Here is a 26665-nt window from a genome sequence, read left to right as displayed (position 1 = left end):
AACGGCTCAGATGCGGTAGCGGCGCAGCGCGGGTACCGCGACCGCCAGGCCCAGCATCGTCGCGACGACCAGCAGGCCGCCGCCCGCGACGGCCTCGCGGGGCCCGAAGGCGGCGCCGGCCGTGCCGTGCAGGACGTCGGCGAGGCGCGGCCCGCCCACGACGACGACGGTGAAGACGCCCTGCATCCGGCCGCGCATCTCGTCGGTGGCGGCGGACAGGAGGATCGCGCCCCGGAAGACCATCGACACCATGTCGGCGACGCCGGCGACGGCCAGGAACACCACGGCCAGCCACAGACTGCCGCTCAGCCCGAACCCGGTGATGGCCGCGCCCCAGGCGACGACCGCGCCGATCACCATCCAGCCGTGCCGGCGGGCCCGGGAGAACGTCCCGGAGAGCAGTCCGCCCAGCACCGCGCCGACGGGGATCGCCGCGAACAGCAGGCCGAGGGCGAGCCCTTCGCCGTAGGAGGCGTACGTCTCGGCGGCGAGCTGGGGGAACAGGGCGCGGGGCATACCGAAGACCATGGCGATGATGTCGGCGAGGAAGGACAGCAGCAGCACCTTGTGCCGGGATATGTAGCGGAAGCCCGCCACGATCTCGCGCACCCCGGCGCGCCGGGTGGTCGTGCCCGCCAGTGGCGGCAGCGCGGGCAGCCGGAACACGGCCCACAGGGTCGCGCACAGCGCGACGGCGTCGAGCAGGTACAGCTCGGGCAGGCCGATGACGGGGATCAGGGCGCCCGCCAGCAGCGGGCCCGCGACCAGGCCGGTCTGCATGACGGTCGAGCCGAGGGCGTTGGCGGCGGCCAGTTCGTCGGCGGGGACCAGACGGGCGATGGAGGCGCTGCGGGCGGGCGAGTTGAGGCCGAAGAACGCCTGCTGGACGGCGAGCAGCACCATCAGCACGGCCACCGAGTCGAGCCCGGAGACCGCCTGGAGCCAGAACAGCACCGAGGTGACGGCGATACCGCTGTTGGTGATCAGCAGCAGCTTGCGCCGGTCGACGGTGTCGGCGATCGCGCCGCCCCACAGCGCGAACACCACCATCGGTACGAGTCCGGCGAGGCTGGCGTAGCCGACCCAGGCGGAGGAGCCGGTGATGTCGTAGATCTGCTTGGGCACGGCGACGGCGGTGAGCTGGCTGCCCACGGCGGTGACGATGGTCGAGGACCACAGTCGCCGGTAGGCCGGCCGGCGCAGCGGGCGGGTGTCCATCGCCCAGCGGCGCCAGCCGCGCCGGGGCCGGTCCTGCGGGCTCGGGTCGGTCTCGTCGGCAGGGGGTGCGGTACTGCTCTCGCTCGCGTCCACACGCTTCCTGGTTGCTCGTTACATCTTTCGGGTCCGGGGGTCACTATCCCACCCGTGTTCCGGGCTCCGGCCGCCGGGTTCCCGCCTTTCAGGCCCCCGCGAGGAGGGTCGCGCCGAGGGTGACCATCGTGGCGGCGACGAGTGCGTCCAGGGCGCGCCAGGCGGCGGGGCGGGTCAGGAAGCGGCCGAGCAGCCGGGCGCCGAAGCCCAGCGCGGCGAACCAGCACACGCTGGCGAGCGCGGCGCCGAGGCCGAAGGTCCAGCGCATGGGGCCGCGGTCGGCGGCGACGGAGCCGAGCAGGAAGACGGTGTCGAGGTAGACGTGGGGGTTGAGCCAGGTCAGCGCCAGACAGGTCAGCACGGCCCGGCGCAGTGAGCCGGTGGCGTCGCCCTCCGTCGCCAGGGCGCCCTGGGGCCGAAGCACCCGGCGGGCCGCCAGGGCCCCGTAGCCGAGCAGGAACAGTCCGCCGATCCAGGCGACCGTCGTCAGCGCCCCGGGCCAGGCCACCACCAGCGTTCCCATACCGCCGATACCGAGGGCGATGAGCAGTGCGTCGGACAGGGCGCAGATCGCGACGACGGCGAGGACGGCGTTCCGGCGGATCCCCTGGCGCAGGACGAAGGCGTTCTGGGCGCCGATGGCGACGATGAGCGACAGACCGGTGCCGAATCCGGCGGCCGCGGCGGTGAGTGCGTGGGACATGGCGTCCACGCTAGGGAAACGATCACTGGGCGTACAGCTAAAGATTCTTACGTAACATTAGCGCTCGTGATGACTCCCGAGACGACTCCTGTGATGACTTCCGCGATGGCGGAGCTTCCGCTGGACCAGGTGCGGACGCTGCTCGCGGTGGTGGACGGCGGCACCTTCGACGCTGCGGCGGCCGCTCTGCATGTGACGCCGTCGGCGGTCAGCCAGCGCGTCAAGGCGCTGGAGCAGCGCACGGGCCGGGTCCTGCTGCTGCGCACCAAGCCGGTGCGGCCGACGCCGTCGGGCGAGATCGTCGTGCGGTTCGCCCGCCAGTTGGCCCGGCTGGAGCGCGACACGCGGTCCGAGCTGGGCATGAGCGGCGAGGGCGAGCCGACGCGCGTGACGGTCGCGGTGAACGCGGACTCCCTCGCCACCTGGTTCCTGCCGGCCCTGACCCGGGTGTCGCGGGAGCCGCACCTCTGTTTCGAACTGCACCGCGAGGACGAGACCCGCACGGCGGAGCTGCTGCGGGAGGGGCTGGTGATGGCCGCGGTGACGTCGTCGCCCGAGGCGGTGGCGGGCTGTTCGGTGCGGGCGCTGGGGACGATGCGCTACGTGGCCGTCGCGAGCCCGGACTTCGTGGCCCGCCATCTCGCCGACGGCCCGCTCCACGAGACGCTGCCCGGGGCGCCGGTGCTGTTCTTCGACCGGAGCGACGATCTCCAGGACGCGTTCGTGCGCGGGTTGCGCAGCGGCTCGGGCGGCGCGAGCTCGCTGCGACACGCCGTGCCGACCTCGGAGGGTTTCCTGACCGCGGTCGCCGCCGGCTTCGGCTGGGGCATGGTGCCCGAGGCGCACTCCAGACCGCTCCTCGACTCCGGCCGCCTGGTCCGCCTCGCCCCCGACCGCCCCCTGGACGTCCCGCTGTACTGGCAGCAGTGGAAGCTGGACTCGCCCGCGCTGGCGGCGGTGGCGGACGCGGTGACGACAGCGGCGGCCCGGGCCCTGAGAACCTGACCGGGTCTGACCGGGTCTGACCGGACCCTCAGGAACTGAGCCGGGTCAGCGTCGCGTGGGCGCTGTCCAGGAGCATGTCCAGCGCCGTCGGATAGGCGCTGGTCACCATGTGGGTCGACAGCAGCGGGGCCGCCTCGGCGATCCGGGGGTGGGTCGCGGCGGGGAGCCGGGCGTACGTAGAGCGCCACATCGCGTCGTCGGCGCGCCGCGTGGCCCGGGGCAGGGCCAGCGACGCGGCGTCGAGGGCGGCGAAGGCCAGGGTCTGGTCGATGAAGGCGTGGTAGATCCGCACGGTGTCCGGCAGCGCGAACCCGGCGGTGCGCAGCACCTCCAACACGGCCTCGTCGGCGGCGAGTTCGTTGGCCCGGCCGGTCACCCGGCTCGCGGTGAGCTGGGCGGCCTGCGGGTGGGCGACGTAGGCGGCGTGGATGCGCAGCCCGATGGCGCGCAGGTCCGTCCGCCACTGACCCGTCGGCCGCCAGCCGCGCAGCGCCTCGCCGATGAGCGCGTCTCCGATGGCGAGGGTCAGTTCGTCCATGCCCCGGAAGTACCGGTACAGGGTGCTGGGGTCGCAGTCGAGGGCGAGGCCGAGGCGGCGGGCGGTCAGGCCGGTGCTGCCGTGCTCGCGCAGCAGGCGCAACGCGGTCTCGACGATCAGCGCCTCGGACAGCACGGTGCCGCTCTTGGTCGGCCGCCGCCGACGCCGCTTCTCCTCCGGTACGACCGCCTTCGCCATACCCGCTCCCTCCTTGAGCCTGCCCCCCGGGGCTCCTTATGCCAACGCCATTGACCTTAGGCGGACGCACGGCGTTTCATCTCCGACAGGGCACCCTCCTTTCGCACCTTTCATACTTTTTACACACCTCGATCGAGGGAGTTTCGTCATGCGTGTCCTGCTCGTGGGTGCCGGTGGTGTGGGCACCGCCGTCACCCGGATCGCCGCCCGGCGTCCGTTCTTCGAGGCGATGGTGGTCGCCGACCACGACCCCGCCCGGGCCGCTGCCGCCGTCGCCGCGCTCGACGGCGACGACCGGTTCCACGCCGAGCAAGTCGACGCCGCCGACGAGACGGCCGTGGCCGGTCTGCTCGCCCGCCACCGCTGCGACGTCCTGCTCAACGCCACCGACCCGCGGTTCGTGATGCCGCTGTTCCGTGCCGCGCGCGGCGCCGCGGCCACCTATGTCGACATGGCGATGTCGCTGTCCCGGCCGCACCCGGAGCGTCCGTACGAGGAGTGCGGGGTCAGGCTCGGCGACGCACAGTTCGCGGAGGCCGACGACTGGGCCGGGGCGGGCCTTCTGGCGCTGGTCGGCATGGGGGTCGAGCCGGGGCTGTCGGACGTCTTCGCCCGGTACGCCGCCGACGAACTCTTCGACGAGATCGACGAGATCGGCGTCCGTGACGGCGCGAACCTCACCGTCGAGGGCCACGACTTCGCGCCCTCCTTCAACATCTGGACCACGATCGAGGAGTGCCTGAACCCCCCGGTGGTCTACGAGGCCGACCGCGGCTGGTTCACCACCGCGCCGTTCAGCGAGCCCGAGGTGTTCGACTTCCCCGCCGGCATCGGTCCGGTGGAGTGCGTGAACGTCGAGCACGAGGAGGTGCTGCTCGTGCCGCGCTGGGTGAAGGCACGCCGGGTCACCTTCAAGTACGGCCTGGGCCGGGAGTTCGTCGAGACGCTGAAGACGCTGCACCGCCTGGAGCTGGACCGTACGGTGCCCGTGACCGTGCCGAGCGCGCACGGACCGGTGCCGGTCTCGCCCCGGGACGTGGTCGCCGCCTGTCTGCCCGACCCGGCGACACTGGGCGCGCTGATGCACGGCAAGACGTGCGCCGGGACCTGGGTGCGGGGCGTGAAGGACGGTGTGCCACGCGAGGTGTACCTCTACCACGTGGTCGACAACCAGTGGTCGATGGCCGAGTACGGCAGCCAGGCGGTGGTGTGGCAGACCGCCGTCAACCCGGTGGTCGCCCTCGAACTGCTCGCCACGGGCGCGTGGTCCGGCGCGGGCGTCCTGGGCCCCGAGGCGTTCCCGGCCCGCCCCTTCCTCGACCTGCTGACGGCGTACGGCTCCCCGTGGGGCCTGCGGGAGCAGTGAACGTCGCTGCGGTCCCGCGCTGTTTCGGTCCGGCTCCTGCGGTGACCCGGCCGGGAGCGAACATCCGGAACAGCACGTACGACTTGATCGCAGGTGACTTCGATGGACGACTGGCGACAGCACGCCGCGTGCCGCCGCGAGGACCCGGACCTCTTCTTCCCCGTCGGCACGTCGGGGCCGGCCCTGCTCCAGACGGAGCAGGCGACGGCGGTCTGCCGACGCTGCCCCGTGCGGGAACCGTGCCTGGAGTGGGCCATGGAGACCGACCAGACCCTCGGGGTCTGGGGCGGCACGAGCGAAACGGAACGACGCGCCCTCAGGCGGCGCGCCAGGGCCCGACGCGGTTCGTGACCCTGGCCCCGGGCCCGCAGGTAGGTGGAACTCGCCGCGTTCCGGGCCCGGTTCGTCCAGTTCGGCTGGCTCGGGCGTTACGGCTTGGCGGGCTTGCCCTTGCCGTACAGCCAGGTTTGCAGCAGCGGGCCGACGTTCTTCCCGGACTCCCGCTCGGCGAGCCGCTCGAACTGGGCGGTGGTGCCGTGGCCGTAGCGGTGCTGGGCGGCCCAGGCGCGCAGGATGCGGAGGAAGGCGCGGTCTCCGACGGCGGTGCGCAGGACGTGCAGGGTCATGGCGCCGCGGGCGTAGACGGGGGTGTCGAAGATGTGCGCGCCGCTGCCGGGGTCGCCGGGCGGGAACGCCCACAGGCCGTCGGTCGCGGGGCGGGCGTACAGGGCGTCGAACGTCTTCTGCGCCGTGTCGCCGCCGTGCTGCTCCGCGTAGAGCCACTCGGCGTAGGTGGCGAAGCCCTCGTTGAGCCAGATGTCCTTCCAGGAGGTGAGGGAGACGGAGTCGCCGAACCACTGGTGGGCGCTCTCGTGGACGAGGGTGCTCAGGTCGGGTGCGCTGTCGTACACGGGCCGCGACTGGGTCTCCAGGGCGTAGCCGACGTTCGGGGCGTGGTCGACGATGGAGCCGGCGGCGCGGAACGGGTAGGGCCCGAACAGCTTGCTCTCCCACTCCAGCACGGACGGCAGCTTGTTCAGGACGGGTGCGGCGGCCGTGGCCTCGCGGGGGTCGACGGCGTCGTAGACCTTCAGGCCGTCGCGGGTCGTGTACTGCTTGACCTGGAACTTTCCTACCGTGGCGGTGGCGAGGTAGGCGGCCATGGGTTCCGTCTGGCGCCAGCGGAAGGTGGTCTTCCCGTTCGCCGTGCGGCGGCCGAGCAGGACGCCGTTGGCGACGGCGACGCGGTCCTTGGGGACGGTGATCGCGAAGTCGTAGGCGGACTTGTCGAGGGGGTGGTTGTTGGCCGGGAACCAGGTCATCGCGCCCTGCGGTTCACCGGCGACGAAGGCACCGTCGTCGGTGGGGATCCAGCCGTCGAGGGAACCGTCGGGGTCGGTGACCGGGCCGGGGGTGCCGTTGTAGGTGACGGTGACGCGGAACCGCTCGCCCTTGCGCAGGGCGCGCTTCGGGGTGATCACGAGTTCCTGGCCGTCGCGCTTGTATGCGGCCTTGACGTGATCGACCGTCAGGCCGGTGACCTTCAGCCCGTTGAAGTCGAGGTCGAAGCGGGTCAGCCGCTGGGTGGCGCGGGCGGTGAGGACCGCGGTGCCGGTGAGGTGGCGGCTACCCGGGTCGTAACCGAGCGTCAGACCGTAGTGGGTGACGTGGTAGCCGCCGTTGCCGGCGAGCGGGAAGTAGGGGTCGCCGACGCCGGACGTGCCCGTCGGACCGGCCGCGGTGGCGGGTCCGGCCGCGATGAGCAGCGCCGCCACGGCGACGGGGACAATGGCGGCGACCGCTTCACGGCGGAGGAGGGTCGTGGTCGTGGTCCGGCTGCGGGGGTGTCTCACGTGCGCTCCTGGGGGGTGGCGAGTGATCAAACACCCTCAGCGTAAGGACCCGGCACCACGGTTTGCTCCTCGTTCAGGCTCATTCAGGTCAAGCCGAGCGGTGCCGGCAGGCAACTGCGGCCTACGCTCGACACCACCCGCCGCGCCCGCCGAACCCGAGGACGGCCCGCCATGAGCGTCCGTGTCCGCGTACGTCGCGTCTACGACCCGCCCGAGCCCGGCGACGGTGTGCGGGTCCTCGTCGACCGGCTGTGGCCGCGCGGTGTGTCCAAGGACGCGGCGCACGTCGACGAGTGGCCGAAGGGCCTCACCCCGTCCACCGAGCTGCGCCGCTGGTACCACGCGGGCGAGGGATCGTACGAGGAGTTCGCGCGGCGCTACGAGGCGGAGCTGACCGCCCCCGAGGCGGCCGAACTCTTGGAACATGTGCGGGAGTTGGCCACCAAGGGGCCGGTGACGCTGCTGACGTCCGCGAAGTCCCCGGAGCAGAGTCACACGACGGTGCTGGTCCGCCTGCTGGAGGCGGACCGGCGCTGACCGCCCGCCCACCCCGTCTGCTCAGCCGGTCTGTTTCGCCGCCGCCCGGCCCGCCGCGCGTCCGGAGAAGAGGCAGCCGCCGAGGAAGGTGCCTTCGAGGGCGTTGTAGCCGTGGACGCCGCCGCCGCCGAAGCCGGCGACCTCGCCCGCCGCGTACAGTCCCTCGACCGGCTGTCCGTCGGCGCCCAGGGCGCGCGAGTCCAGGTCGGTCTGGATGCCGCCGAGCGTCTTGCGGGTGAGGACGTGCAGCTTGACGGCGATCAGCGGGCCGGCCTCGGGGTCGAGGACGCGGTGCGGGGTCGCGACGCGGCCGAGCCGGTCGCCGATGTAGCGGCGGGCGTTGCGCGCGCCCTGGATCTGGGAGTCCTTGCTGTACGGGTTGGCGATCTGGAGGTCGCGGGCCTCGATCTGGCGGCGCAGGTCGGCCACGTCGAGCAGTGGCTTGTCGGTCAGTCCGTTCATCTTCTCGACGAGCCGGTCGAGGGTGTCGGCGACGACGAAGTCCGCGCCCTTGTCCAGGAACGCCTGCACCGGTGCCGGGGCGCCCTTGCCGAGGAGCCGGTCGCGCAGGACGGCCTTGCGGTCCTTGGCGGTGATGTCGGGGTTCTGCTCGGAGCCCGACAGCGCGAACTCCTTCTCCACGATCTTCCGGGTGAGGACGAACCAGGAGTGGTCGTAGTCGGCGATGTCCTGCGTGGTGCGCAGGTACTTGAGGGTGTTGAGGGTGTCGTAGCCCGGCAGGCACGGGTCGGGCAGCCGGCGGCCGAGGGCGTCGAACCACAGGGAGGACGGGCCGGGCAGGATGCGGATGCCGTGGCCGGGCCAGATCGGGTCCCAGTTCTGGATGCCCTCGGTGTAGTGCCACATGCGGTCCCGGTTGACCAGCCGGGCACCGGCCTCGGCGCTGATGTCGAGCATGCGGCCGTCGACGTAGGCGGGCACCCCGGTGATCATCTCGGCGGGCGGGGTGCCGAGGCGCTCGGGCCAGTACCGGCGCACGGTCTCGTGGTCGGCGCCGATGCCGCCGCTGGTGACGATGACGGCCTGGGCGGTCAGTTCGAAGTCGCCGATACGGTCGCGGTTGGAGGCGACGCCGCGCGCTGAGTCGTCGGCGGCGAGGACCGTGCCGCGCACGCCACGGGCGGCGCCGTCCTGGACGACCAGCTCGTCCACGCGGTGACGGTGGTAGAAGGTCAGCAGCCCGTCCTTCGCGGCCTGCTTGGCGTAGCGCGCGAACGGCTCGACGACGCCGGTGCCGGTGCCCCAGGTGACGTGGAAGCGGGGTACGGAGTTGCCGTGGCCGTCGGCGCGCAGGTCGCCGCGCTCGGCCCAGCCGACGGTGGGCACGAAGGAGATGCCGTGCCCGGCGAGCCAGGTCCGCTTCTCCCCGGCCGCGAACTCGACGTAGGCGCGCGCCCAGCGCACCGCCCAGGAGTCCTCGTCCTCGGTCCGGTCGAACTGCGCGCTGCCCTGCCAGTCGTTCCAGGCGAGGTCGAAGGAGTCCTTGATGCCCAGGCGGCGCTGCTCCGGGGAGTCGACGAGGAACAGCCCGCCGAAGGACCAGAACGCCTGGCCGCCGAGGTTGGCGGCGTTCTCCTGGTCGACCAGGGCGACCCGGCGGCCCCTGCTGGTGAGTTCGTGCGCCGCGACCAGGCCGGCGAGACCCGCTCCGACGACGATGACGTCCGCGTCCATGGCGTCCGTTGCCCTTCTTCTCAAGTCTTCTCAAGAGGTCGTTGCGGGGTGCCGCCGCCGTGCGTCAGCAGCGCGGTGAGCAGTTGTTTCAGCCAGACACGAGCACCCTCGACGTCCTTGTCCAGCAGCAGTTGTGTGGTGACTCCGTCGTAGGCGGCGACCACGGCGTGGGCGGCGGAGTCGGTGTCGCCGAGCACGGCGGGCAGGGCGGTGTGACCGCGCGCCCGGGCCAGCCGGTCGGCGATCGCACGGCGCAGGCGGGCCCGGTGTTCCAGCAGGGTCTGCGCGACGACCGGGTCACGGGCGGCGTGCACCAGGAAGTCCGTCTTCACCAGCAGCCAGTCCCGGTCGAGGAGCAGCACCTCGGCGACGCGGTCCACGGAGGCCGGTACGTCGAGGTCGGGCCCGTCCCCGGCGAGGGAGTCGGCGACCTGCTCGGCGATCAGGTCGGCCCGCTGCCGGTAGAGGGCGAAGAACAGTTCGTCGAGGCTGTCGAAGTTGGAGTAGAAGGCGCCCCTGCTGTAGCCCGCGGCCTCGCAGACCTCCTCGATGGAGACCCGCCCGAAGCCCTTGGCGGCGAACACGGCGAAGGCGGCGTCCAGGAGGTTGGCCCGCGTGTGGACCCGACGCCGCGTGCCACGCCCGGCCGCCCGCCGGGCCCGCTCCGTCACCATCTCGGACCTCGCCATCTCGCACCCCCATTCGATACGCGAATGTATCGGATACATCGATGTATCGAAAGCCCCCGCCTATCATGGGAACAGGTTTTCGATTAGGCGTACGCTGGAACCATGACCGCGCACCACGTCCAGAGCCTCCAGGCCCACCAGGACCTCCAGGGCGTCCATGGCCTCCAGGGCTCCCTGTTCGACCAGGCCGACGAACCACGGCTCGGCCCCCTCGACGGGATCCGCCGGACCGTACTCGGAGCGGGCGCGTGGATCGACGTGCTGCCGGGCTGGCTCACCGGGTCGGCCGCCCTGTTCGAGCACCTGGCGGCCGAGGTCCCGTGGCGCGCCGAGCGCCGGAAGATGTACGACGACGTCGTGGCCGTACCGCGTCTGCTGGCGTTCTACGCGGCGGACGAGGCGCTGCCCCACCCGGTGCTGGCGGAGGCCCGCCGGGCGCTGTCCGCGCACTACGCCGACGAGTTGGGCGAGCCGTTCGTCACCGCCGGGCTGTGCCACTACCGCGACGGCCGGGACAGCGTCGCCTGGCACGGCGACCGGATCGGCCGGGGCGCCCGGGAGGACACGATGGTCGCGATCCTCTCCGTGGGCTCCCCGCGCGACCTGCTGCTGCGTCCGCTGCGTCCCGTGCTCGGGGGCGGGACGGTACGGCGACCGCTGGGGCACGGCGATCTGATCGTGATGGGCGGTTCCTGCCAGCGGACCTGGGAGCACTGCGTCCCGAAATCCGCCCGCGCCGCCGGACCGCGCATCAGCGTCCAATTCCGGCCACGCGGAGTGCAGTGAGTCCATCGCACGGAACCCCGCCGTCCGAATCTGCCCGATGATCTGCTTTGCTGTCCCCGACGATCACCCATATCGAGGACACGGGACGGTCATGCGGGCAGACGTACGGCAAGTGGCGGACGGCACCTACCTGGTGCACGGCAGCAACACCAACTGGGTGATCCTGACCGACGGGGACGCCCTCACCCTGATCGACACCGGCTACCCCGGCGACCGTCAGCTCGTGCTCGACTCCCTTGCCGCCGTGGGCGGTTCGCCGGAGGCGGTCACCGCCGTGCTGATCACCCACGCCCACAACGACCACCTGGGCTCCGCCGAGCACCTGCGCGCGACGTACGGCACCCCGGTCTATCTGCACGAGGCCGAAGTGCCGCACGCCCGGCGGGAGTTCCTCCAGCAGGTGAGCGTCGGCGCCGTGCTGAAGAACGCCTGGCGTCCCGGTGTCCTGCCGTGGCTGGCGCACGTGCTGCGCTCCGGCGGCACCGAGCAGCACCCGGTCACCGCCCCGGAGGCGTTCCCGGTCGCCGAGGGCCCCCTCGACCTGCCCGGGCGGCCCGTGCCGGTGCACGCCCCCGGCCACACCAGCGGCCACGCCGTCTACCACCTGCCGGACGCCGGCATCGTCATCTCGGGCGACGCCCTGGTCAGCGACCACCCGACCTCGCGGCTGCGGGGCCCGCAACTTCTGCCGGACATGTTCCACCACGAGCGGGCCCGCGCGGTGGCGTCGCTGGACGTGATCGAGGGGCTGGCGGGCGATCTGCTGCTGCCCGGGCACGGACCGCTGCACCAGGGCTCCGTGAAGGCGGCGGCGCAGCAGGCCCGCGAGCGCGCCGTCTAAGGTCGGGCCATGGCTTTGCAGATCAGCGCCACCACCCCGGAGCACCCGGTACTCCTCCTGGAGCTGCCGTGGCACCTGCCCCTGGAGGAGTGGCCCGAGGAGATCCTCGTCCCGCTGCCGCGCGGCATCTCCCGCCACGTGGTGCGCTATGCCCGGGCCGGCGACGAGGTGATCGCCGTCAAGGAGCTCGCCGAACGCCCGGCGCTGCGCGAGTACGAGCTGCTGCGCGACCTGGACAGGCTCGGCATCCCCGCCGTCGACCCGCTCGCGGTGGTCACCGGCCGTACCGCGCGCGACGACGCTCCGCTGGAGTCGGTGCTGGTCACCCGGCACCTGGGCGGTTCGATGCCGTACCGCTCGATGTTCGAGACGACGATGCGCCCGGCGACCATGCACCGGCTGATGGACGCCCTCGCCGTGCTGCTGGTGCGGCTGCATCTCTCCGGGTTCGCGTGGGGCGACTGCTCACTGTCCAACACGCTGTTCCGGCGGGACGCGGGGGCCTACGCCGCCTACCTCGTCGACGCCGAGACGGGCGACCTGCACCCCCAGCTCAGCCCCGGGCAGCGCGACTACGACCTCGATCTCGCCCGCGTCAACATCAGCGGCGAGCTGCTGGACCTGGAGGCGTCCGGGGCGCTGCACCCGTCGGTGGACCCGATCGAGTTCGGCATGGAGATCTGCGCGCGCTACGGGGCGCTGTGGGAGGAGCTGACCCGCACCTCGGTGTACCCGGCGGGCAAGTACCACTACATCGAGCGCCGGATCCGGCGGCTGAACGAGCTGGGTTTCGACGTCGCCGAGATGCAGATCGAGCACTCCTCCAACGGTGACACGGTGACCTTCGTGCCGAAGGTCGTCGACGCGGGCCACCACCAGCGCCAGTTGCTGCGCCTGACCGGCCTGGACACCGAGGAGAACCAGGCCCGGCGGCTGCTGAGCGACCTGGAGAGCTGGATGGCCACCCAGGACGACTACGCCCCGGGCGACCCCCTCGCGGCCCGCCCCGAGGTGCTGGCGCACCGGTGGGTGCGGGACGTCTTCCGGCCCACCGTGCGCGCGGTCCCCCTCGAACTGCGCGGCTCCATGGACGCGGCGGAGATCTACCACGAGCTTCTCGAACACCGCTGGTACCTGTCGGAGCACGCGCAGCACGACATCGGGCTCGACACCGCCGTCACCGACTACGTCGAGAACATCCTGCCCACGGCGCGCGAGACGCTGGAGCCGACCGTCCCGGAGTGAGGTCCGTGGCGCGTCAGGCGTGCGGCACGACGGCGACAGGGCAGTCCGCGTGGTGCAGGACCCCGTGCGCGACGGAGCCGATCCGGGCCCCGACGGCCGTGCGGTGGGCGCGGCGGCCGACGATCATCAACTGCGCCCGGCCGGCCACCGACAGCAGCACCTGCCCCGCGCTGCCGATCTCCACGTGCTCCACCACCGGCACGTCCGGGAACCGCTCCCGCCACGGCGCCAGGGCCGCCGCCAGCGCCTTCCTCTCGTACGGTTCCAGGCCGCCGGCGTCGTCGAGGAGTTTGAGCGAGCCGGGGCTGTAGGCGAACACCGGCGGCAACGTCCAGGCCCGCACCGCGCGCACGCTCGCGCCCCGCGCGGCGGCCGTCTCAAACGCGAACCGCAGGGCGGGGGCGCTGTCCTCGGGCTCGCCGTGCTGGCCGACGACGATCTCGTGGCCGGCCGCCTCGGCCGACGGCCGGTCACCGGCCCGGACCAGTACGACCGGACGCGCGGCCTCGGCGATCACCTGCTGGCCGACCGAGCCCAGCAGGAACCCGACGACCGGGCCGTGCCCGCGCGATCCCAGCACCAGCAGTTCCGCGTCCGCCACGGCCGCGAGCAGCGTCTCGACCGGCTCGCCCTCCCGGACGTCGGTGGTGACGGTCAGTCCCGGGTGCCGTTCGGCGACCGCCGCGACGGCCTGCCGTACGGAGTCCCGCACCCAGCGCTCCTGCGCGTCCCGGTCCGCCACGTCGGCCGCCGCGTCCGGCTGGAACCGCCAGGCGTGCACCACCCGCAGCGCCAGGTCGCGCCGGACGGCCTCGCGCGCCGCCCAGGCGAGCGCCGCGAGGCTCTCGTCCGTCCCGTCGACCCCTGCCGTGATCGGGACCGTCATCCCGTCGCCTCCTTCTGTCGTGCCCACAACCATCGGGCCCAGTCTTCACTACGGCTGCAACCATGGCCTTGGAGTGGGAACAAGCCACCGTCGACTCGACCGACCCACCGACGCTGGGCCGCTGGTGGGCCGCGGCCCGAGGTGACCAGTCCGCTGTCCCTGGGCGCACGGCACACGGACGTCGGCCAGGCGAACGGTCGTGGGTGACGCCCGCCCGCGCGCCTCGGAGAAGGAAGCGCAGCAAACAGGGCCCCCGTTTCCGGGAGTGCCTCAAGGCATCGGTTCGCCGAGCCTGTGAACGGTCAGCACGTCATCCCCGACCGTGCCCGTGAACTCGTCAGTGGGTGCCGAGAGGTCTCGGTCATCGGTCATGGTCACTGCCTGGTCTCCCTGGTTGTGTTGCGGGGGTCTCCGGGAACCGTGTCGCCGACGCCAACGTGGCTCTCGGCCTCGCCGCCACCATCGGGATGGCCGGCGCCGTCCTCTCCACCATCGCAACGGTGCTCCTCGTGTTCGGCATCCGGGCCCTCCTGTCCGGGGCGCTCCAGTTCCTCGTGGCGATGCGGCGTCGGCGCGCCGTCGGCGCCCAGTGGCCCATGATCATCAGCGGCGCGCAGTCCACCGTCGCCGGTGTCACCATCGCCGCCATGTCCGCCTCGGAAACGAGCGGCCTGTCCACCGTCGCCGGTTACTCGGCCGTCGGAGCCTTCTGGTTCCTCGCCTCCGTCATAGCCCTCGCCTACCGGGGCCGGAAAGGGCGCTGAGAGGCGCACCTCACCTGTTCTCCGAGTCCCCGGGTCCGGACGGCGTCGCGGTCCGGACCCGGGGACGGCGGCGTCCACCGTGAGGGTCGTCGGTTGCTCATGTCCTGGGCGGTCCGGCACAGGAATGCCGGGTCCGGGGGCAGGGCATCCGTGTGGCGCCGGGAGTCGGCTGGCGGGGAGCGGACAGGCTGAATGCGCGGGAGAGCTACGGGCCCGCGGGTACCGGTCCCGACGAGAGGTTCTTCACGATGTCCTACGCCTGGCGACAGCGACTCCGCCCGCGCCGCGGCGGAACCCTGATGTACGAGCAGAGGATGGCGGAGATTCTGGACAGCCGTGGGGCCACTGTTCTCCAGAATCCATTGGAGTAGCCGCTTTGACCACCGTCTACCAACGGTGCCCGTATCAGGTGCACGCGGAGTCCGGCTCCATCGAAGCGGAGACATATCGGTGTATGTGCCTGCGGAGTGGTCGGACTGGGGAAAAGCGGCCAAGCGCAGGCGGTATCGGCGCGGGCGCGTTCGCGCTCATCGCCGTTCCCTTCGCATTCTACCCACGCCTCAAGCCCGCGCATCCGCTGAAAAGGCATGGCCGGACCTGTGGCCTGCGTGGAAGAGCGCCCTTATTCCGAGCAACTGACTCGATCATCCCTGTTGTTGCCTTTTACCACAAGTTGACGGCGAGATCACTACACGATGGCGGCGGCTAACCGCCTGCTGCCAGGGCCTGGCTCGCCGTCGGGAATCCCAACCGCAGGGCCGACCGAGTACGGCAGTTGGACTGTGCCCTTATCAGCAAATCCCTCACCACATTGGAGGCTGACGGTGTGCCGAAAACTCAGCATGCTACGTAACTCATCACATACGGCGCGCGCAGAATACCGATCGATTTCCGGCAGATAGACAAACACGTGAAGCTCTGGCAGATAGACCCCCGCCGTGGCGCGCCCCGGTCGAGCGCGGCGTCGCACGACTGAAGTCCTGGCGGATCTTCCGCAAAGCCCGCTGCGGTCCCGACCGAATGTCGTCCATCGCAGCCGCCGTCCTCACTCTGGAGCGGCACCGCTGAAAAGGCTCACTACACCTTCGGTCGAGAGGGCCGCGCTGCCGCTCGGGGCTGGTGGGCTCGTCCGTGAGTACAGGGAGCCGGACGCACCGCGCGCCCCGAAGGGTCTCGGTGTAGACCGTCCCGACCAGGGGTTACGAGTGGTCGTCATCCCCTCGGTAGGGACGTTCCCGGGCTTGACCAGGACCGATGCCACCATGGCGACACTCCAGAACCGCTAGAACGGAGTGTTGGGAGACCCCGAGGGGAACGAGTTCCGCGTGCTGGGAGCCCGGCAGCCGCCCTCGCCCTGAGCTGTCCCAGGACGGCACTGGCGCGGTCTGCCGGTGTCATCGTGTCCCGGAGCGGGCATGGGCGATCGAACATACGATGGGTGGAGTCGGCGCGGGGTTCGTCGTGCCGTCGTGAGGAACGACCGCTCTCGGGGTGGGAGACGTATGGCACAGGCCGCCGACGTAAGCCGGACCGTCATCCTGACGGTGGACGACGATCCCGGGGTGTCCCGTGCCGTCGCCCGTGATCTGCGGCGCCGCTACGGCGCGCAGTACCGGATCGTGCGCGCCGAGTCCGGTGAGTCCGCGCTGGAGGCGTTGCGCGAGCTGAAGCTGCGTGGCGATCTGGTGGCGGTCATCCTGGCCGACTACCGGATGCCGCAGATGAACGGCATCGAGTTCCTCGAACAGGCGCTGGACGTGTACCCGGGCGCGCGGCGGGTGCTGCTGACCGCGTACGCGGACACGGGTGCGGCGATCGACGCGATCAACGTCGTCGACCTCGACCACTATCTGCTCAAGCCCTGGGACCCGCCGGAGGAGAAGCTCTACCCCGTCCTGGACGACCTGCTGGAGGCCTGGCGGACCAGTGATCACCGGCCGGTGCCGGCCACGAAGGTGGTCGGGCACCGGTGGTCGGCGCGCTCGTCGGACGTCAGGGAGTTCCTGGCCCGTAACCAGGTGCCGTACCGGTGGTACTCCGCCGACGAGCCCGAGGGGCAGCGGCTGCTGGCCGCGGCCGGGGTCGACGGGCGGCGGCTGCCGCTGGTGGTCACCGCCGAGGGCACGCCGCTGGTCGAGCCGGACGCCCCGGAACTGGCCGCCGAGGTGGGGCTGGCGACGACTCCGACGGCCGACTTCTACGACCTGGTGGTGATCGGCGGCGGCCCGGCCGGGCTCGGCGCGGCGGTGTACGGGGCCTCCGAGGGGTTGCGGACGGTGCTCGTGGAGCGGTCGGCGACGGGTGGGCAGGCCGGGCAGAGTTCGCGGATCGAGAACTACCTCGGCTTCCCCGACGGCGTGTCCGGGGCCCAGCTCACCGACCGGGCGCGACGGCAGGCGACGCGGTTCGGCGCGGAGATCCTCACCGCGCGTGAGGTGACGGGGCTGGCGGCGAACGGGTCCGCGCGGGTGGTCCGCTTCGCGGACGGTTCGACGGTGGCCGCGCACAGCGTGATCCTCGCGACCGGCGTGTCCTACCGGCAGTTGGCGGCGCCCGGCTGCGCCGATCTGACCGGCTGCGGGGTGTTCTACGGCTCGGCGCTCACCGAGGCGGCGTCCTGCCAGGGGCAGGACGTGTACATCGTGGGCGGCGCCAACTCGGCCGGACAGGCGGCGATGTACCTGGCGCGGGGCGCGAAGTCCGTCACGCTGCTGGTGCGCGGCGAGTCCCTGTCGGCGTCCATGTCGCACTACCTGATCCAGCAGATCGAGGAGGCGCCCAACATCACCGTGCGCCCCTTCACGGTCGTCGAGTCCGCGCACGGCGATGGCCATCTGGAGCAGTTGACGTTGCGGGACGTGGCGAGCGGGCAGACCGAACTGGTCGACGCGCAGTGGATGTTCGTGTTCATCGGCGCGGCCCCGCTGACCGGCTGGCTGGACGGCACGGTGCTGCGTGACGGGCGCGGATTCATCCTGGCCGGACCCGATCTCACGCCGGACGGGCGGCCGCCTGCCGACTGGGAGCTGGACCGGCCGCCCTACCACCTGGAGACCAACATTCCCGGCGTGTTCGTGGCGGGCGACGCGCGCGCCGAGTCCGCCAAGCGCGTCGCGTCCGCCGTAGGAGAGGGAGCGATGGCCGTGATGCTCGTCCACCGGTATCTGGAGCAGTCATGAGCGGCCGGGCGCTGCCGTGCAGCCCGGCGGAGATCAGCTCGTTGTTCCTGTTCGAGAAGCTCTCCCCCGAGCAGCTCGGACGGCTGTGCGGCGAGGGGCGGGTGGAGCGGTTCGAGCCCGGCCCGGTGTACACCGAGGGTGATCCCGCGACCTGCTTCTACGTGATGATCGAGGGCACGGTCGTGCTGTACCGGCGGGTCGGCGCGGACGACGTCGAGGTCAGCCGCACCTCCCAGCGCGGGGTGTACTCGGGGGCCATGCAGGCGTACTTGGGGGCCCGGGTGCCGCAGGTCTACAACAACTCGATGCGGGTGACCGTGCCGACGCGGTTCTTCGTGCTGCCCGCGCAGTCGTTCGCGGACGTCATGCAGGAGTGGTTCCCGATGGCGGCCCATCTGCTGGAGGGACTGTTCTTCGGCTCGAAGAACATGCAACGGGCCATCGGTCAGCGCGAACGCCTGCTGGCGCTGGGCTCGTTGTCGGCGGGCCTCACGCACGAGCTCAACAACCCGGCCGCGGCGGCCGTACGGGCCACGGCGACGCTGCGGGAGCGGGTGGCGAAGATGCGGCACAAGCTCGGTGTGATCGCCTCGGCCGGGTACGACCCGGAGGCGCTGGCCCGGCTGATCGAGATCCAGGAGCGCACGGCCGAACTGGTCGCCAAGGCACCGGTGTTGAGCCCGCTGGAGGCCTCCGACCGGGAGGACGCGCTCACCGACTGGCTCGACGACCACGACATCCCGGAGGGCTGGCGGATCGCGCCGACCTTCGTCCAGGCCGGGTTGGACACCGACTGGCTGGAGCAGGTCGCGGCGGCCGTGGACGAGGACACCCTGCCGGGTGCGATGGGGTGGCTCAACTACACGGTGGAGACAGAGCTGTTGATGGACGAGATCGGCGACTCCACCAGCCGCATCTCGCACCTCGTCGACGCCGCCAAGCAGTACTCGCAGCTCGACCGCGCCCCTTACCGGGTCGTCGACGTGCACGAACTCCTCGACAGCACCCTGCTGATGCTGTCCGGCAAGATCGGCCGCATCGAGGTCGTCAGGGACTACGACCGTACGCTCCCGCAGATCCCGGCCTATCCGGCCGAGCTCAACCAGGTGTGGACGAACCTCGTCGACAACGCCGTCTTCGCCGTCAACAGCGCTGGCGGGGAAGGCACGTTGACCGTGCGGACGGCACGTGAGGGCGATCGGCTGCTGGTGGAGTTCCGTGACACCGGGCCCGGTATCCCGCCGGATGTCCGCGGCCGTATCTTCGACCCGTTCTTCACGACCAAGCCGGTCGGCGAGGGCACCGGTCTGGGTCTGGACATCTCCTGGCGGATCGTCGTCAACAAGCATCACGGCAGTCTCACCGTCGAGTCCGCGCCGGGCGACACCCGTTTCCAGGTCCTGCTGCCGCTGACGGCCCCCGACCCCGAGAGCGCCCAGGACGACCCCGAGACCGCCGAGGAGCCCGTATGACCGACGTAGCCGCCATCGACCCGAGCGTCCCGCCCAGCGGCGCGGGCTGCGTCGACTGCGACGCGCTCGGCGGCTGGTGGTTCCATCTGCGGCGCTGCGCGACCTGCGGCCGGGTCGCCTGCTGCGACTCCTCCCCCGGGCAGCACGCCACCGCGCATTTCAAGGCGACCGGGCATCCCGTGGTGCGCAGTTTCGAGCCGGGCGAGGAGTGGTTCTGGGACTACTCCACCGACGAGCTGTACGAGTCCGGACCCGGCCTCGCCCCGCCGACCCACCACCCCGCCGACCAGCCCGTGCCCGGTCCGGCCGGACGGGTGCCGGAGGACTGGGCACGGTCACTGCATCGCTGACGCGTTCGCCACCGCCCGGAGGCCGACGCGCGGGGCTGGGCCCCGCGCGTCTTCACCCGGTGGTCAGCGGCGGGCGGCCGGGGTGTTCGCCGCCGTCACGTTGACGGCGGCCCAGGCGCGGTCCACCGTCAGGTACTCGGTGCTGGTCGCACCGTAGAGGTCCTTGGCGGCCTTGAGGGTCGCGGTGCGGGCGTCGTGGAAGTCGGTCGTGGAGACCATGTAGCGGGTCAGGGCGCGGTAGAAGATCGCGGTCGCCTTGGCCCGGCCGATGCCCTTGACCGGGGCGCCGTCGAAGGTCGGCGAGTCGTAGGCGAAGCCGCCGATCTTCTTGCGGCCGCTGCCCTCGGCGAGGAGGTAGTAGGCGTGCGAGGAGACGCCGGAGCCGGCGTGCACCTCGGCGTGGGAGGCCTCCGGCGACCAGTAGTCGATCGTGCCTTCGAGGACGTCCAGGGACGGCTTGTCGAGGCGGCGCAGGAACTTCTGGTCGAGGCCCAGCCGCTCGCCGATCAGGTAGTTCGGCGGGTTCTTGGGGTTGTTGGCGCTGAACTCGACGTTGGAGCCGAAGATGTCGGCGAGGGACTCGTTGAGGGAGCCCGGCTCGCCGAACTGGTTGCCGTCGGCGTCGACGGACGTGGGCTCCAGCCGGGCGGTCGCGTCGACGACGCCGTGGGTGAGTTCGTGGCCGGTGACGTCGAGGACGACGAGGGGCTTCTTGATGACGGTGCCGTCGCCGTCGCCGTAGAGCATGCAGCCGCAGGCCGGGTCCCAGAACGCGTTGCCCACCTTGTTGCCGAAGTGGACCATGGCGCGGGCGCCCTTGCCGTTGTTGGCGATGCCCTTGCGGCCGAAGGTCTTCTGGTAGAAGTCCAGCGTCTTGGTGACGCCGTACTGGGCGTCGACGGCGGCGCTGACACGGCTGGAGACCGCGCCGTTGCCCCACGTGTTGGTGGCGGTGGTGAAGGGCCGGCCGCCCGCGAAGTTCTCCAGCTCCTTGTTCCGCGCGTCACGCGTCTCGGTGTTCCAGTGCGCGGGGTCCTTCAGCAGGTAGACGGCGCGCGCGGTGCGGGTGGTGGTCAGCGGGACCTTGCCGACGGACAGGCCCGTGCCGACCCCGTTGGCCTTCGCCGGGTAGCGCACGGCGGCGCGGGCCGCGGGCGCCCCGCTGAGCAGGCTCGCGGCCTGCGTGACGGTGCCGGTGGCGGGGTCGAGGGTCTCGCCGCGCTCGCGCAGGGTGTCCAGCAGCTCGGGCGAGAGGAACTCGTCGCTGTCGGGCATGTTGCTGCGCACCTTGCCGGTGCGGGCGTCGAGGACGACCGTGCGGGAGCCGCCGGTCTCGGTGGTGTCGCTGCCGGTGACGCGGATCCGGTAGGCGAGCGCCGAGGCACCGCCCCGGGCGTCGACCACGAGTTCGGCGCTCTGCGCGTCGCCCTCGGCCACGGCCGCGGCCTTCGCCTCGGCCTGGCGGGCCGTCAGCTCGGCGGTGCCGGTGCCGGGGTCGACGGCGTGGCCGGCGGCGCGGGTGACACCCGCGTAGGCGAGGCCCTGGGTGAGGTGGACGACGAGGTCGCCGCCGAGGACCGGCATCCCCTGGTGGGTGCGGACGAACCGCACGTGCCGTGCGCCCTCCGGGTCGATCAGGACGTCCTGGGCCTGGAGTTCGTCGCCCTGGCCGACGCCGGTCGCCGAGGCGTGGGCGAAGGCGGCGGTACGGGCGGCCTCGACGACGCGGTCGGCCTGCGAGGCGGTCGCGGCCGTGGCGTGGGTCTCCCCCGCGGCCGGAGCCGCGAAGGCGGTGCCCGCGAGGCCCGTGGCGGCCGTGGTCACGGCGACGGCGAGCGCCAGGCTGCGTATGTGTGCGCTGCGCACAGGTGAGGGTTCCTTCGTTTGGACGGCTGGGGTCGCCAACCGCCTTTAGACACAGCACCGTTGGGCGCCGAGGGACTGGTCGGGCCCCGGACCGCGACGGCGGTACCGGGCACCCTCGCGACGCACCGTGACCGCAAAGCGATCATCTACGCGTCGGATCTGAAGATGTGGCATGTCAAAAGTCGGTTGCCTCGACCGGATGTGATCGATCTCGCATCGGGAATCGACCAGAGGCCGTCGCGCGCCGGACCGGGAACTGGTGGGCGGCGCCGACCGTTGTTCGGACAGGTCCCGGCAGGGTGGTCTACGCCGTACGACGACACCAGGGCGGCAGGATGAGCGAGTTGGTCCCCGGGGGCAACGTGCCCCTCCCCGGCGGCGCCCTGGCCGTGCGGGTGTCCGGCCCCTTCGACGTCTGCGCGCTCGTCACGGACGACCGCGGCAAGGTCCGGGGCGACGGCGACTTCGTGTTCTACAACCAGCCGACGGCGCCGGGAGCCAGGCTCCAGGGCGACACGCTGACGCTGGAACCGGCCAGGCTGCGGGCGGGTGCCACGCGCGTCACGGTGGTCGTCGGCGCCGCCGAGCCGGGCACGCCCCTGGCCCGCCTGCCCATACCCACCCTCCATGTCACCGATCCCGGTGGCCGCACCCTGGCCCGGTTCACACCGCCGCCCGCCCAGCGCGAGACGGTCCTGCTGCTCGCGGAGCTCTACCAGCGGGACGGCGGCTGGAAGTTGCGCGCGCTCGGCCAGGGGTACGCGGACGGATTGGCGGGACTGGCCCGGGACTTCGGCGTGGACGTCATGGAGGACGAGGGCGCCATGGAGGGCGACACGTCGTCCGCCGGCCGGCAGTCCCCCGCCGGGCCGCCCGCGTACGCCACGACAGGCGACCCCGCGCCCGCGCGCCGACGCCGGACGGCCCCGCCCCACGCAGCAGTGCCCCGCGCACGGCCCGCGCCCTCCCCCGCGCCCGACCCCGACGGCTTCCTCGGCCTCGTCAACCCCGCCCGGGCCACGGCCGGTTCGCCGCCCGTGGCCCTCGACGGCAGGCTCGCCTCGGCGGCCCGGGCACATGCCGCCGCCATGGCCGCGGCCGGGCGGCTCGGCGTCGAGGGCACGGACGGCGTCTCGGTGCACCAGCGGGTCACGGCCGCCGGATACCGGTATCTCGCGGTGGGCGAGCACCTGGTGTCCGGGCCGCGCACGGCCGCCGAGTTCGTCGCGTACTGCCTGCGCACCGACCAGGCCCACCGCACCCTGCACGACCCGGCGTTCACCCACACCGGCCTGGGGCACGTCACGGACGGGCGCACCGGCGACACGTACTGGACCGCCCTGTGGGCGAGCCCCCGCACGCCGGACGGGCTGGCCCGCACGGCCGCCGAGGTCGTCGACCTCACCAACCGCGAGCGGACCCGGACCGGTCTGCGGCCCCTCGCCGTCGATCCGTCGCTCACCGCCGCCGCGCAGGCGCACAGCGCGGACATGGTGGCCCGCGCCTTCTACTCCCACACCTCGCCCGAGGGCGGCCGACCGTGGGACCGGGCCGCCGCCGCGGGCTCCACCCGGCGGACCATCGGCGAGAACATCGCCTGCGGCCAGCGCTCCGCCGCCGAGGTGGTGGACGGCTGGATGAACAGCCCCGGCCACCGCGCCAACATCCTCGAGCCCGCCTTCACCCACATCGGCGTCGGCTACGAGGGCGGCGGCCCGTCCGGCACGTACTGGACCCAACTCTTCGGCGCCTGAGGCCCTTTCGGCCCCGTCGGCCCCGTCGGCCTCCCGAGGTGGGCCACGCCTCACAGGCAACCTCGGTCGCCCCGCCCGCGTCTTGACGAGCGACAAGCCCACTATGCGCACCATGTATACACGCGATGTATACACAGAGTGTATACATAGGCGCAGGGCGATCGACCGAAGGGAACCGATGTACGGCAAGGCATTCGCCCCGGAGTACCAGGGCGCTCTCACCACCCTGTCCGTGAACTCCTCGCTGGACGACGTACTGGCCGCCGGCACCGAGCAGTTGAGGGTCGCCGAGCGCGCCGGCGAGCACGGCGAGGCGGCCCGCTCGGGGCTCGCGGTCGCCGAGGCGCACCGGCGGCTGGGGCAGGTGCGGGAGGCGGATGGGGCGTGGAAGGCGAGTTACCGGGCGGCGCGGGCGGCCGGGGACGTCGCCGCGATGGCGTGGGCGCTGTGGAGCGGCGGCACCCTGGCCCGGCAGCGGGGCGCGTTCCCGCTGGCCTGGCGACTGCTGGGGCTCGCGGCCGAACTCGGCGAGCGGGGCGGCGACATCGTCGTGCGCGGCTACTCGCTGGCCGGGCTCGCGGAGACCGGGCGCATCCAGGGTGACTACGAGGCCGTGGGCCGCCTGCACGAACAACTGCTGGCCGAGGCCCGCAGGCGCGGCGAGGCCCGGCACACGGTGTGGGCGCTGGAGGGCATAGCGCAGATGCACCGCAATTCCGGTGCCTACGACACCGCGTACGCCCTCTTCGAGGAGGCGGCCCTGATCTCGGCGCGCGCCGAGGACCGGCGGGGGCACGCCTGGGCGCTGCGCGGGCTGGCCGACATCGTCTCCGTGCGGGACGGCGCGACCGAGCGCGCCCTCGACCTGCTGGCGGAGGCCGAGGCGTCCTGCCGCACCATGAACCTGTCCGGCGCGCTGGCCTACAACCACAAGATGCGCGGCAACGTCCTGTACCGCGCCGGTCGTTACGCCGAGGCCCGGGACCTCTACGAGCTGGCACTCGCCGAGTTCCGTGCCATGGGCGAGCCGCGCGGCGAGGCGCTGTCCCGGCTCGGCCTGACGAAGTCGCTGGCCCGCCTGGGCCGCGACCGCCGGGAGACGGAGGCCGAACTGACCGACCTGGCACGGGCGTTGGAGCGCATCGGCCTGCGGCACGCCCGCGAGATGGTCGCCCGGGCGCAGCGCGAGCTGGGGGTGGGACCGGCCGACGCGACGACCGCGGCGGCACCGGCCGACGGCCAGCACATGGCGGTCGCACGGTGACGGCGCTCGACACAGCCGTGCAGAAGGTCGCCCCGGCACCCGGCCCGGCGGTGCGCGACCGCGCCACAGCACCCACCGTCCCCGCCACGCCGTCCCGGGCACTCCAAGTCCTCGCCCGTTGCCGCGCGTTGGTGCGGCCCGCGTTGAGGGAGGCCGTGGGGCGGTCGCATCCCTGGGTGGGTGAGATGGCCGGGTACACCTTCGGCTGGTGTGCGGTCGGCGGTGCGCCCGTGGCCGGTTCCGGGGGCAAGGGCGTACGGCAGGCTCTCGCGGTGCTCGGTGCCGAGGCGGTCGGCGCGCCCGCGCGGGCCGGGGTGCCGGCGGCGGTCGCGGTGGAACTCGTGCACGCCTTCTCCCTGCTCCACGACGACATCATGGACGGCGACCCGACCCGGCGCGGGCGTGCCACCGTGTGGAAGGCGTACGGCACGGGGCCGGCAGTCCTGGCGGGCGACGCCCTGTTCGCGCTGGCGGTGGAGACGCTCGCGGTGCAGCCGCCCCCGGCCGACGCCGAGGCGGTGCGGCTGCTGTCGGGCGCGCTCGGGGACCTCGTACGGGGGCAGGCCGACGACCTGTTGTTCGCCGCGCGGCCCTGGTCGGGGCCTGAGCGGGTGCGGCCGGCCGCCTATCGGGCGATGGCCGAGGGGAAGACCGGTGCGCTGCTGGGCTGTGCGGCGGCGCTGGGGGCCGTCCTCGGCGGGGCGTCCCCGGCCGCGGCGGCGGCGCTGGACCGGGCCGGACGGCATCTGGGGGTCGCGTTCCAGGTGGTCGACGACATGCTGGGCATCTGGGGCGACCCCTCGGTCACCGGCAAGCCCGTCCACGCCGATCTGCGGGAGCGGAAGAAGACGTTCCCGGTGCTGGCCGCGCTCGACTCGCCCGCGCCCGCCGCGCGCCGACTGGCCGCGCTCCTGGAGCGGGGCGGCGATCCGGGTGCGGCGGCGGAGCTGGTCGAGGCGGCCGGGGGTCGTACGGCGGCGCTCGCCGAGGCGGGCCGGCAGGTCGCCGCCGCCGAGTCGGCGCTCGCGGAGCTGCCGTGGACCGCCGACGCCCTGCGCGACCTGCGCTGCCTGGTGGACTTCGTCGTACGCCGGGATCTCTGAAGCCGAGCCCCCACCCACGCGGGCAAGCTCGCCGGCCCGTGTTGACCTGCGGGGTCGCGCCGGGTGAGGGTTCGAGGAGACGAAGCGAAACAGGTGCGGGCCCGTCTCCTCCGCCGCGCCGGAAGGGTGACTGCCGTGATCGGCATCTCGGAGATCGAAGCCGCGGCCGAGCGGATCGCCGGACATCTCGTCCGTACCCCGACCGTGGTGAGCCCGGGCCTGTCGACGCTGCTCGGCGTCCCCGTGACCACGAAGCTGGAACTCCTCCAGCGCACCGGTTCCTTCAAGTCGCGCGGGGCGACGGCGAAGCTGCTGTCGTTGAGCGAGGCCGAGCGGGCGGCGGGGGTCGTGGCCGTGAGCGGCGGGAACCACGGGATCGCGCTCGCGGTCATGGCCGCCGCGCTGGAGGTGAAGGCCACGGTCGTCATGCCGCGTTCGGCGCCCTCCCGGTCCGTCGAGATCGTGGCGGCGACCGGCGCCGCGGTGCGGCTGACCGACACGATGGGCGGCGCGTTCTCGCTGGCGGAGCGCTTGCGCGACGAGGGCTTCACGCTGGTGCACCCCTTCGACGACCCGGTGGTCGTCGCCGGTCAGGGCACGGTCGGTCTGGAACTGGCCGCCGACGCCGGTGACCTCACGGACGTGCTGGTCAGTGTCGGGGGCGGCGGTCTGATCGCCGGTGTCGCCGCGGCCCTGCGCGCCCGCCGCCCGGAGGTGCGGGTCTGGGGTGTGGAGACCGAGGGCGCGCAGGCCATGTCGGAGGCGCTGACGGCGGGCGGGCCGGTGCGGGTGGAACTGTCGTCGATCGTCTCCACCCTCAGCGCGCCCAGCGTCTCGCAGTTGACGTACGACCATGTCCGCGCCCTGGTCGGCGAGGTGCTGGTGGTCCCCGACCGGGAGGCCGTGCGGGGGAGCCTGGAGCTCGCCGAGCACGGCAAGGTGTGGACCGAACCGGCGGCCGGCTGTCTGCTGCCCGCGGCCCGGCAGGTCGTGGCGCGGGTCGGGGACGGCGCGCGGCTGGGGCTGGTGGTCTGCGGGGGCAACGCGACGGTCGCGGACATGATGGCCTGGATGGATCGGTTCGGGCTGCACTGAAACCGCTCGGCCGGGATAAGGAAAATCTTCCCGAGGGCGTCCGAGCAGGAATGGGACGCGGCCGGGAAGGTTGTTTCCGGCCTCCCCGGGCGGTCTCCCGAGCGTCTCCCGGGCGTCCTCTGCCGGTCCGTTCACCTCTGGTTACACCGCAGGACGGACCCGGGA

23 protein-coding genes and 1 pseudogene are annotated in these 26665 nt (G+C 72.5%); 16 read left to right on the top strand and 8 right to left on the bottom strand.

Going from position 1 to position 26665, the window contains the following annotated elements:
* Nucleotides 1–6: 6 nt before the first annotated feature.
* Both BMZ82_RS33760 and BMZ82_RS33755 read right to left on the bottom strand, forming a co-directional pair.
* The gene (locus BMZ82_RS33760) at nt 7–1311 is read right to left on the bottom strand and encodes an MFS transporter (RefSeq protein WP_093781213.1); all 1305 of its coding nucleotides are present in this window, start codon (nt 1309–1311) and stop codon (nt 7–9) included.
* An 88-nt stretch (nt 1312–1399) separates the two neighbouring features.
* The gene (locus BMZ82_RS33755; protein ID WP_093781212.1) at nt 1400–2014 is read right to left on the bottom strand and encodes a LysE/ArgO family amino acid transporter; all 615 of its coding nucleotides are present in this window, start codon (nt 2012–2014) and stop codon (nt 1400–1402) included.
* A 105-nt stretch (nt 2015–2119) separates the two neighbouring features.
* Between BMZ82_RS33755 and BMZ82_RS33750 the strand changes: the two genes are divergently transcribed.
* Nucleotides 2120–3019 carry a LysR family transcriptional regulator ArgP gene (locus BMZ82_RS33750; protein WP_177244790.1) on the top strand — a complete coding sequence of 300 codons (900 nt, stop codon included), beginning with the start codon at nt 2120–2122 and terminating at the stop codon, nt 3017–3019.
* 28 nt (nt 3020–3047) lie between these two features.
* Here BMZ82_RS33750 and BMZ82_RS33745 read toward each other — a convergent pair whose 3' ends face one another.
* A complete protein-coding gene (locus BMZ82_RS33745; protein WP_093781210.1) occupies nt 3048–3755 on the bottom strand; it encodes a TetR/AcrR family transcriptional regulator in 708 nt (235 codons plus the stop codon).
* 148 nt (nt 3756–3903) lie between these two features.
* On the opposite strand from BMZ82_RS33745, the gene BMZ82_RS33740 reads away from it, so the two are divergent.
* Together BMZ82_RS33740 and BMZ82_RS33735 are read left to right on the top strand one after the other, a co-directional pair.
* The gene (locus tag BMZ82_RS33740; RefSeq protein WP_093781209.1) at nt 3904–5121 is read left to right on the top strand and encodes a saccharopine dehydrogenase family protein; all 1218 of its coding nucleotides are present in this window, start codon (nt 3904–3906) and stop codon (nt 5119–5121) included.
* A gap of 102 nt (nt 5122–5223) precedes the next feature.
* Nucleotides 5224–5472 (top strand): WhiB family transcriptional regulator, encoded by a 249-nt coding sequence (locus BMZ82_RS33735; protein ID WP_093781208.1) that lies wholly within the window; start codon nt 5224–5226, stop codon nt 5470–5472.
* A 77-nt stretch (nt 5473–5549) separates the two neighbouring features.
* Here BMZ82_RS33735 and BMZ82_RS33730 read toward each other — a convergent pair whose 3' ends face one another.
* Nucleotides 5550–6974: a M1 family metallopeptidase gene (locus BMZ82_RS33730; RefSeq protein WP_093781207.1), complete on the bottom strand. Its 1425-nt coding sequence runs from the start codon at nt 6972–6974 to the stop codon at nt 5550–5552.
* 171 nt (nt 6975–7145) lie between these two features.
* Between BMZ82_RS33730 and BMZ82_RS33725 the strand changes: the two genes are divergently transcribed.
* Nucleotides 7146–7511 (top strand): DUF488 domain-containing protein, encoded by a 366-nt coding sequence (locus tag BMZ82_RS33725; protein WP_093781206.1) that lies wholly within the window; start codon nt 7146–7148, stop codon nt 7509–7511.
* Between the two features lie 21 nt (nt 7512–7532).
* Here the strand turns inward: BMZ82_RS33725 and BMZ82_RS33720 are convergent, their stop codons facing one another.
* Together BMZ82_RS33720 and BMZ82_RS33715 are read right to left on the bottom strand one after the other, a co-directional pair.
* On the bottom strand, nt 7533–9206 hold the full coding sequence (locus BMZ82_RS33720) for an FAD-binding dehydrogenase (protein WP_093781205.1): 1674 nt from the start codon (nt 9204–9206) through the stop codon (nt 7533–7535).
* A gap of 20 nt (nt 9207–9226) precedes the next feature.
* On the bottom strand, nt 9227–9895 hold the full coding sequence (locus tag BMZ82_RS33715; protein ID WP_371271343.1) for a TetR/AcrR family transcriptional regulator: 669 nt from the start codon (nt 9893–9895) through the stop codon (nt 9227–9229).
* A 102-nt stretch (nt 9896–9997) separates the two neighbouring features.
* Here BMZ82_RS33715 and BMZ82_RS33710 point away from each other — a divergent pair, with 102 nt between their 5' ends.
* The 3 genes from BMZ82_RS33710 to BMZ82_RS33700 all read left to right on the top strand — a co-directional run bounded on the left by BMZ82_RS33710 (nt 9998) and on the right by BMZ82_RS33700 (nt 12767).
* Entirely contained in the window at nt 9998–10681 is a 684-nt protein-coding gene (locus BMZ82_RS33710; RefSeq protein ID WP_093781204.1) for an alpha-ketoglutarate-dependent dioxygenase AlkB, read from the top strand.
* A 91-nt stretch (nt 10682–10772) separates the two neighbouring features.
* Nucleotides 10773–11522 (top strand): MBL fold metallo-hydrolase, encoded by a 750-nt coding sequence (locus tag BMZ82_RS33705; RefSeq protein ID WP_093781203.1) that lies wholly within the window; start codon nt 10773–10775, stop codon nt 11520–11522.
* A gap of 9 nt (nt 11523–11531) precedes the next feature.
* On the top strand, nt 11532–12767 hold the full coding sequence (locus BMZ82_RS33700; RefSeq protein WP_093781202.1) for a DUF4032 domain-containing protein: 1236 nt from the start codon (nt 11532–11534) through the stop codon (nt 12765–12767).
* Nucleotides 12768–12780: 13 nt separating this feature from the next.
* Here BMZ82_RS33700 and BMZ82_RS33695 read toward each other — a convergent pair whose 3' ends face one another.
* Nucleotides 12781–13653 carry a universal stress protein gene (locus BMZ82_RS33695; protein WP_093781201.1) on the bottom strand — a complete coding sequence of 291 codons (873 nt, stop codon included), beginning with the start codon at nt 13651–13653 and terminating at the stop codon, nt 12781–12783.
* Between the two features lie 437 nt (nt 13654–14090).
* Here BMZ82_RS33695 and BMZ82_RS33690 point away from each other — a divergent pair, with 437 nt between their 5' ends.
* The 5 genes and pseudogenes from BMZ82_RS33690 to BMZ82_RS33665 all read left to right on the top strand — a co-directional run bounded on the left by BMZ82_RS33690 (nt 14091) and on the right by BMZ82_RS33665 (nt 19418).
* The gene (locus BMZ82_RS33690) at nt 14091–14417 is read left to right on the top strand and encodes a hypothetical protein (RefSeq protein WP_177244789.1); all 327 of its coding nucleotides are present in this window, start codon (nt 14091–14093) and stop codon (nt 14415–14417) included.
* Nucleotides 14418–15359: 942 nt separating this feature from the next.
* Nucleotides 15360–15485 (top strand): annotated as a pseudogene (locus tag BMZ82_RS33680) (IS5/IS1182 family transposase); the annotation flags it as partial.
* A gap of 434 nt (nt 15486–15919) precedes the next feature.
* Nucleotides 15920–17596, top strand: a complete 1677-nt coding sequence (locus BMZ82_RS33675) for an NAD(P)/FAD-dependent oxidoreductase (RefSeq protein ID WP_093781199.1) — start codon at nt 15920–15922, stop codon at nt 17594–17596.
* The gene (locus BMZ82_RS33670) at nt 17593–19068 is read left to right on the top strand and encodes an ATP-binding protein (RefSeq protein ID WP_093781198.1); all 1476 of its coding nucleotides are present in this window, start codon (nt 17593–17595) and stop codon (nt 19066–19068) included. Before BMZ82_RS33675 ends, BMZ82_RS33670 begins: the two co-directional genes overlap by 4 nt.
* Nucleotides 19065–19418 (top strand): UBP-type zinc finger domain-containing protein, encoded by a 354-nt coding sequence (locus tag BMZ82_RS33665; protein WP_093781197.1) that lies wholly within the window; start codon nt 19065–19067, stop codon nt 19416–19418. The genes BMZ82_RS33670 and BMZ82_RS33665 overlap by 4 nt, the downstream gene beginning before the upstream one ends.
* Nucleotides 19419–19481: 63 nt before the next feature.
* Here BMZ82_RS33665 and BMZ82_RS33660 read toward each other — a convergent pair whose 3' ends face one another.
* Nucleotides 19482–21284: a M4 family metallopeptidase gene (locus BMZ82_RS33660; protein WP_093781196.1), complete on the bottom strand. Its 1803-nt coding sequence runs from the start codon at nt 21282–21284 to the stop codon at nt 19482–19484.
* 335 nt (nt 21285–21619) lie between these two features.
* Here BMZ82_RS33660 and BMZ82_RS33655 point away from each other — a divergent pair, with 335 nt between their 5' ends.
* The 4 genes from BMZ82_RS33655 (at nt 21620) to BMZ82_RS33640 (ending at nt 26500) form a co-directional block, all read left to right on the top strand.
* Nucleotides 21620–23038: a CAP domain-containing protein gene (locus BMZ82_RS33655; protein ID WP_093781195.1), complete on the top strand. Its 1419-nt coding sequence runs from the start codon at nt 21620–21622 to the stop codon at nt 23036–23038.
* A 178-nt stretch (nt 23039–23216) separates the two neighbouring features.
* A complete protein-coding gene (locus tag BMZ82_RS33650; protein ID WP_093781194.1) occupies nt 23217–24302 on the top strand; it encodes a tetratricopeptide repeat protein in 1086 nt (361 codons plus the stop codon).
* Nucleotides 24303–24352: 50 nt separating this feature from the next.
* Nucleotides 24353–25405 (top strand): polyprenyl synthetase family protein, encoded by a 1053-nt coding sequence (locus BMZ82_RS33645; RefSeq protein WP_093781225.1) that lies wholly within the window; start codon nt 24353–24355, stop codon nt 25403–25405.
* Between the two features lie 135 nt (nt 25406–25540).
* Nucleotides 25541–26500 (top strand): threonine/serine dehydratase family protein, encoded by a 960-nt coding sequence (locus BMZ82_RS33640; RefSeq protein ID WP_093781193.1) that lies wholly within the window; start codon nt 25541–25543, stop codon nt 26498–26500.
* Nucleotides 26501–26665 lie beyond the last annotated feature (165 nt).

Source organism: Streptomyces sp. yr375, assembly GCF_900110755.1.
Classification (GTDB): Bacteria; Actinomycetota; Actinomycetes; order Streptomycetales; family Streptomycetaceae; genus Streptomyces.
The sequence above is the reverse complement of the archived record's forward strand: the minus strand, read 5'-3'. Positions and strand labels throughout refer to the sequence as shown.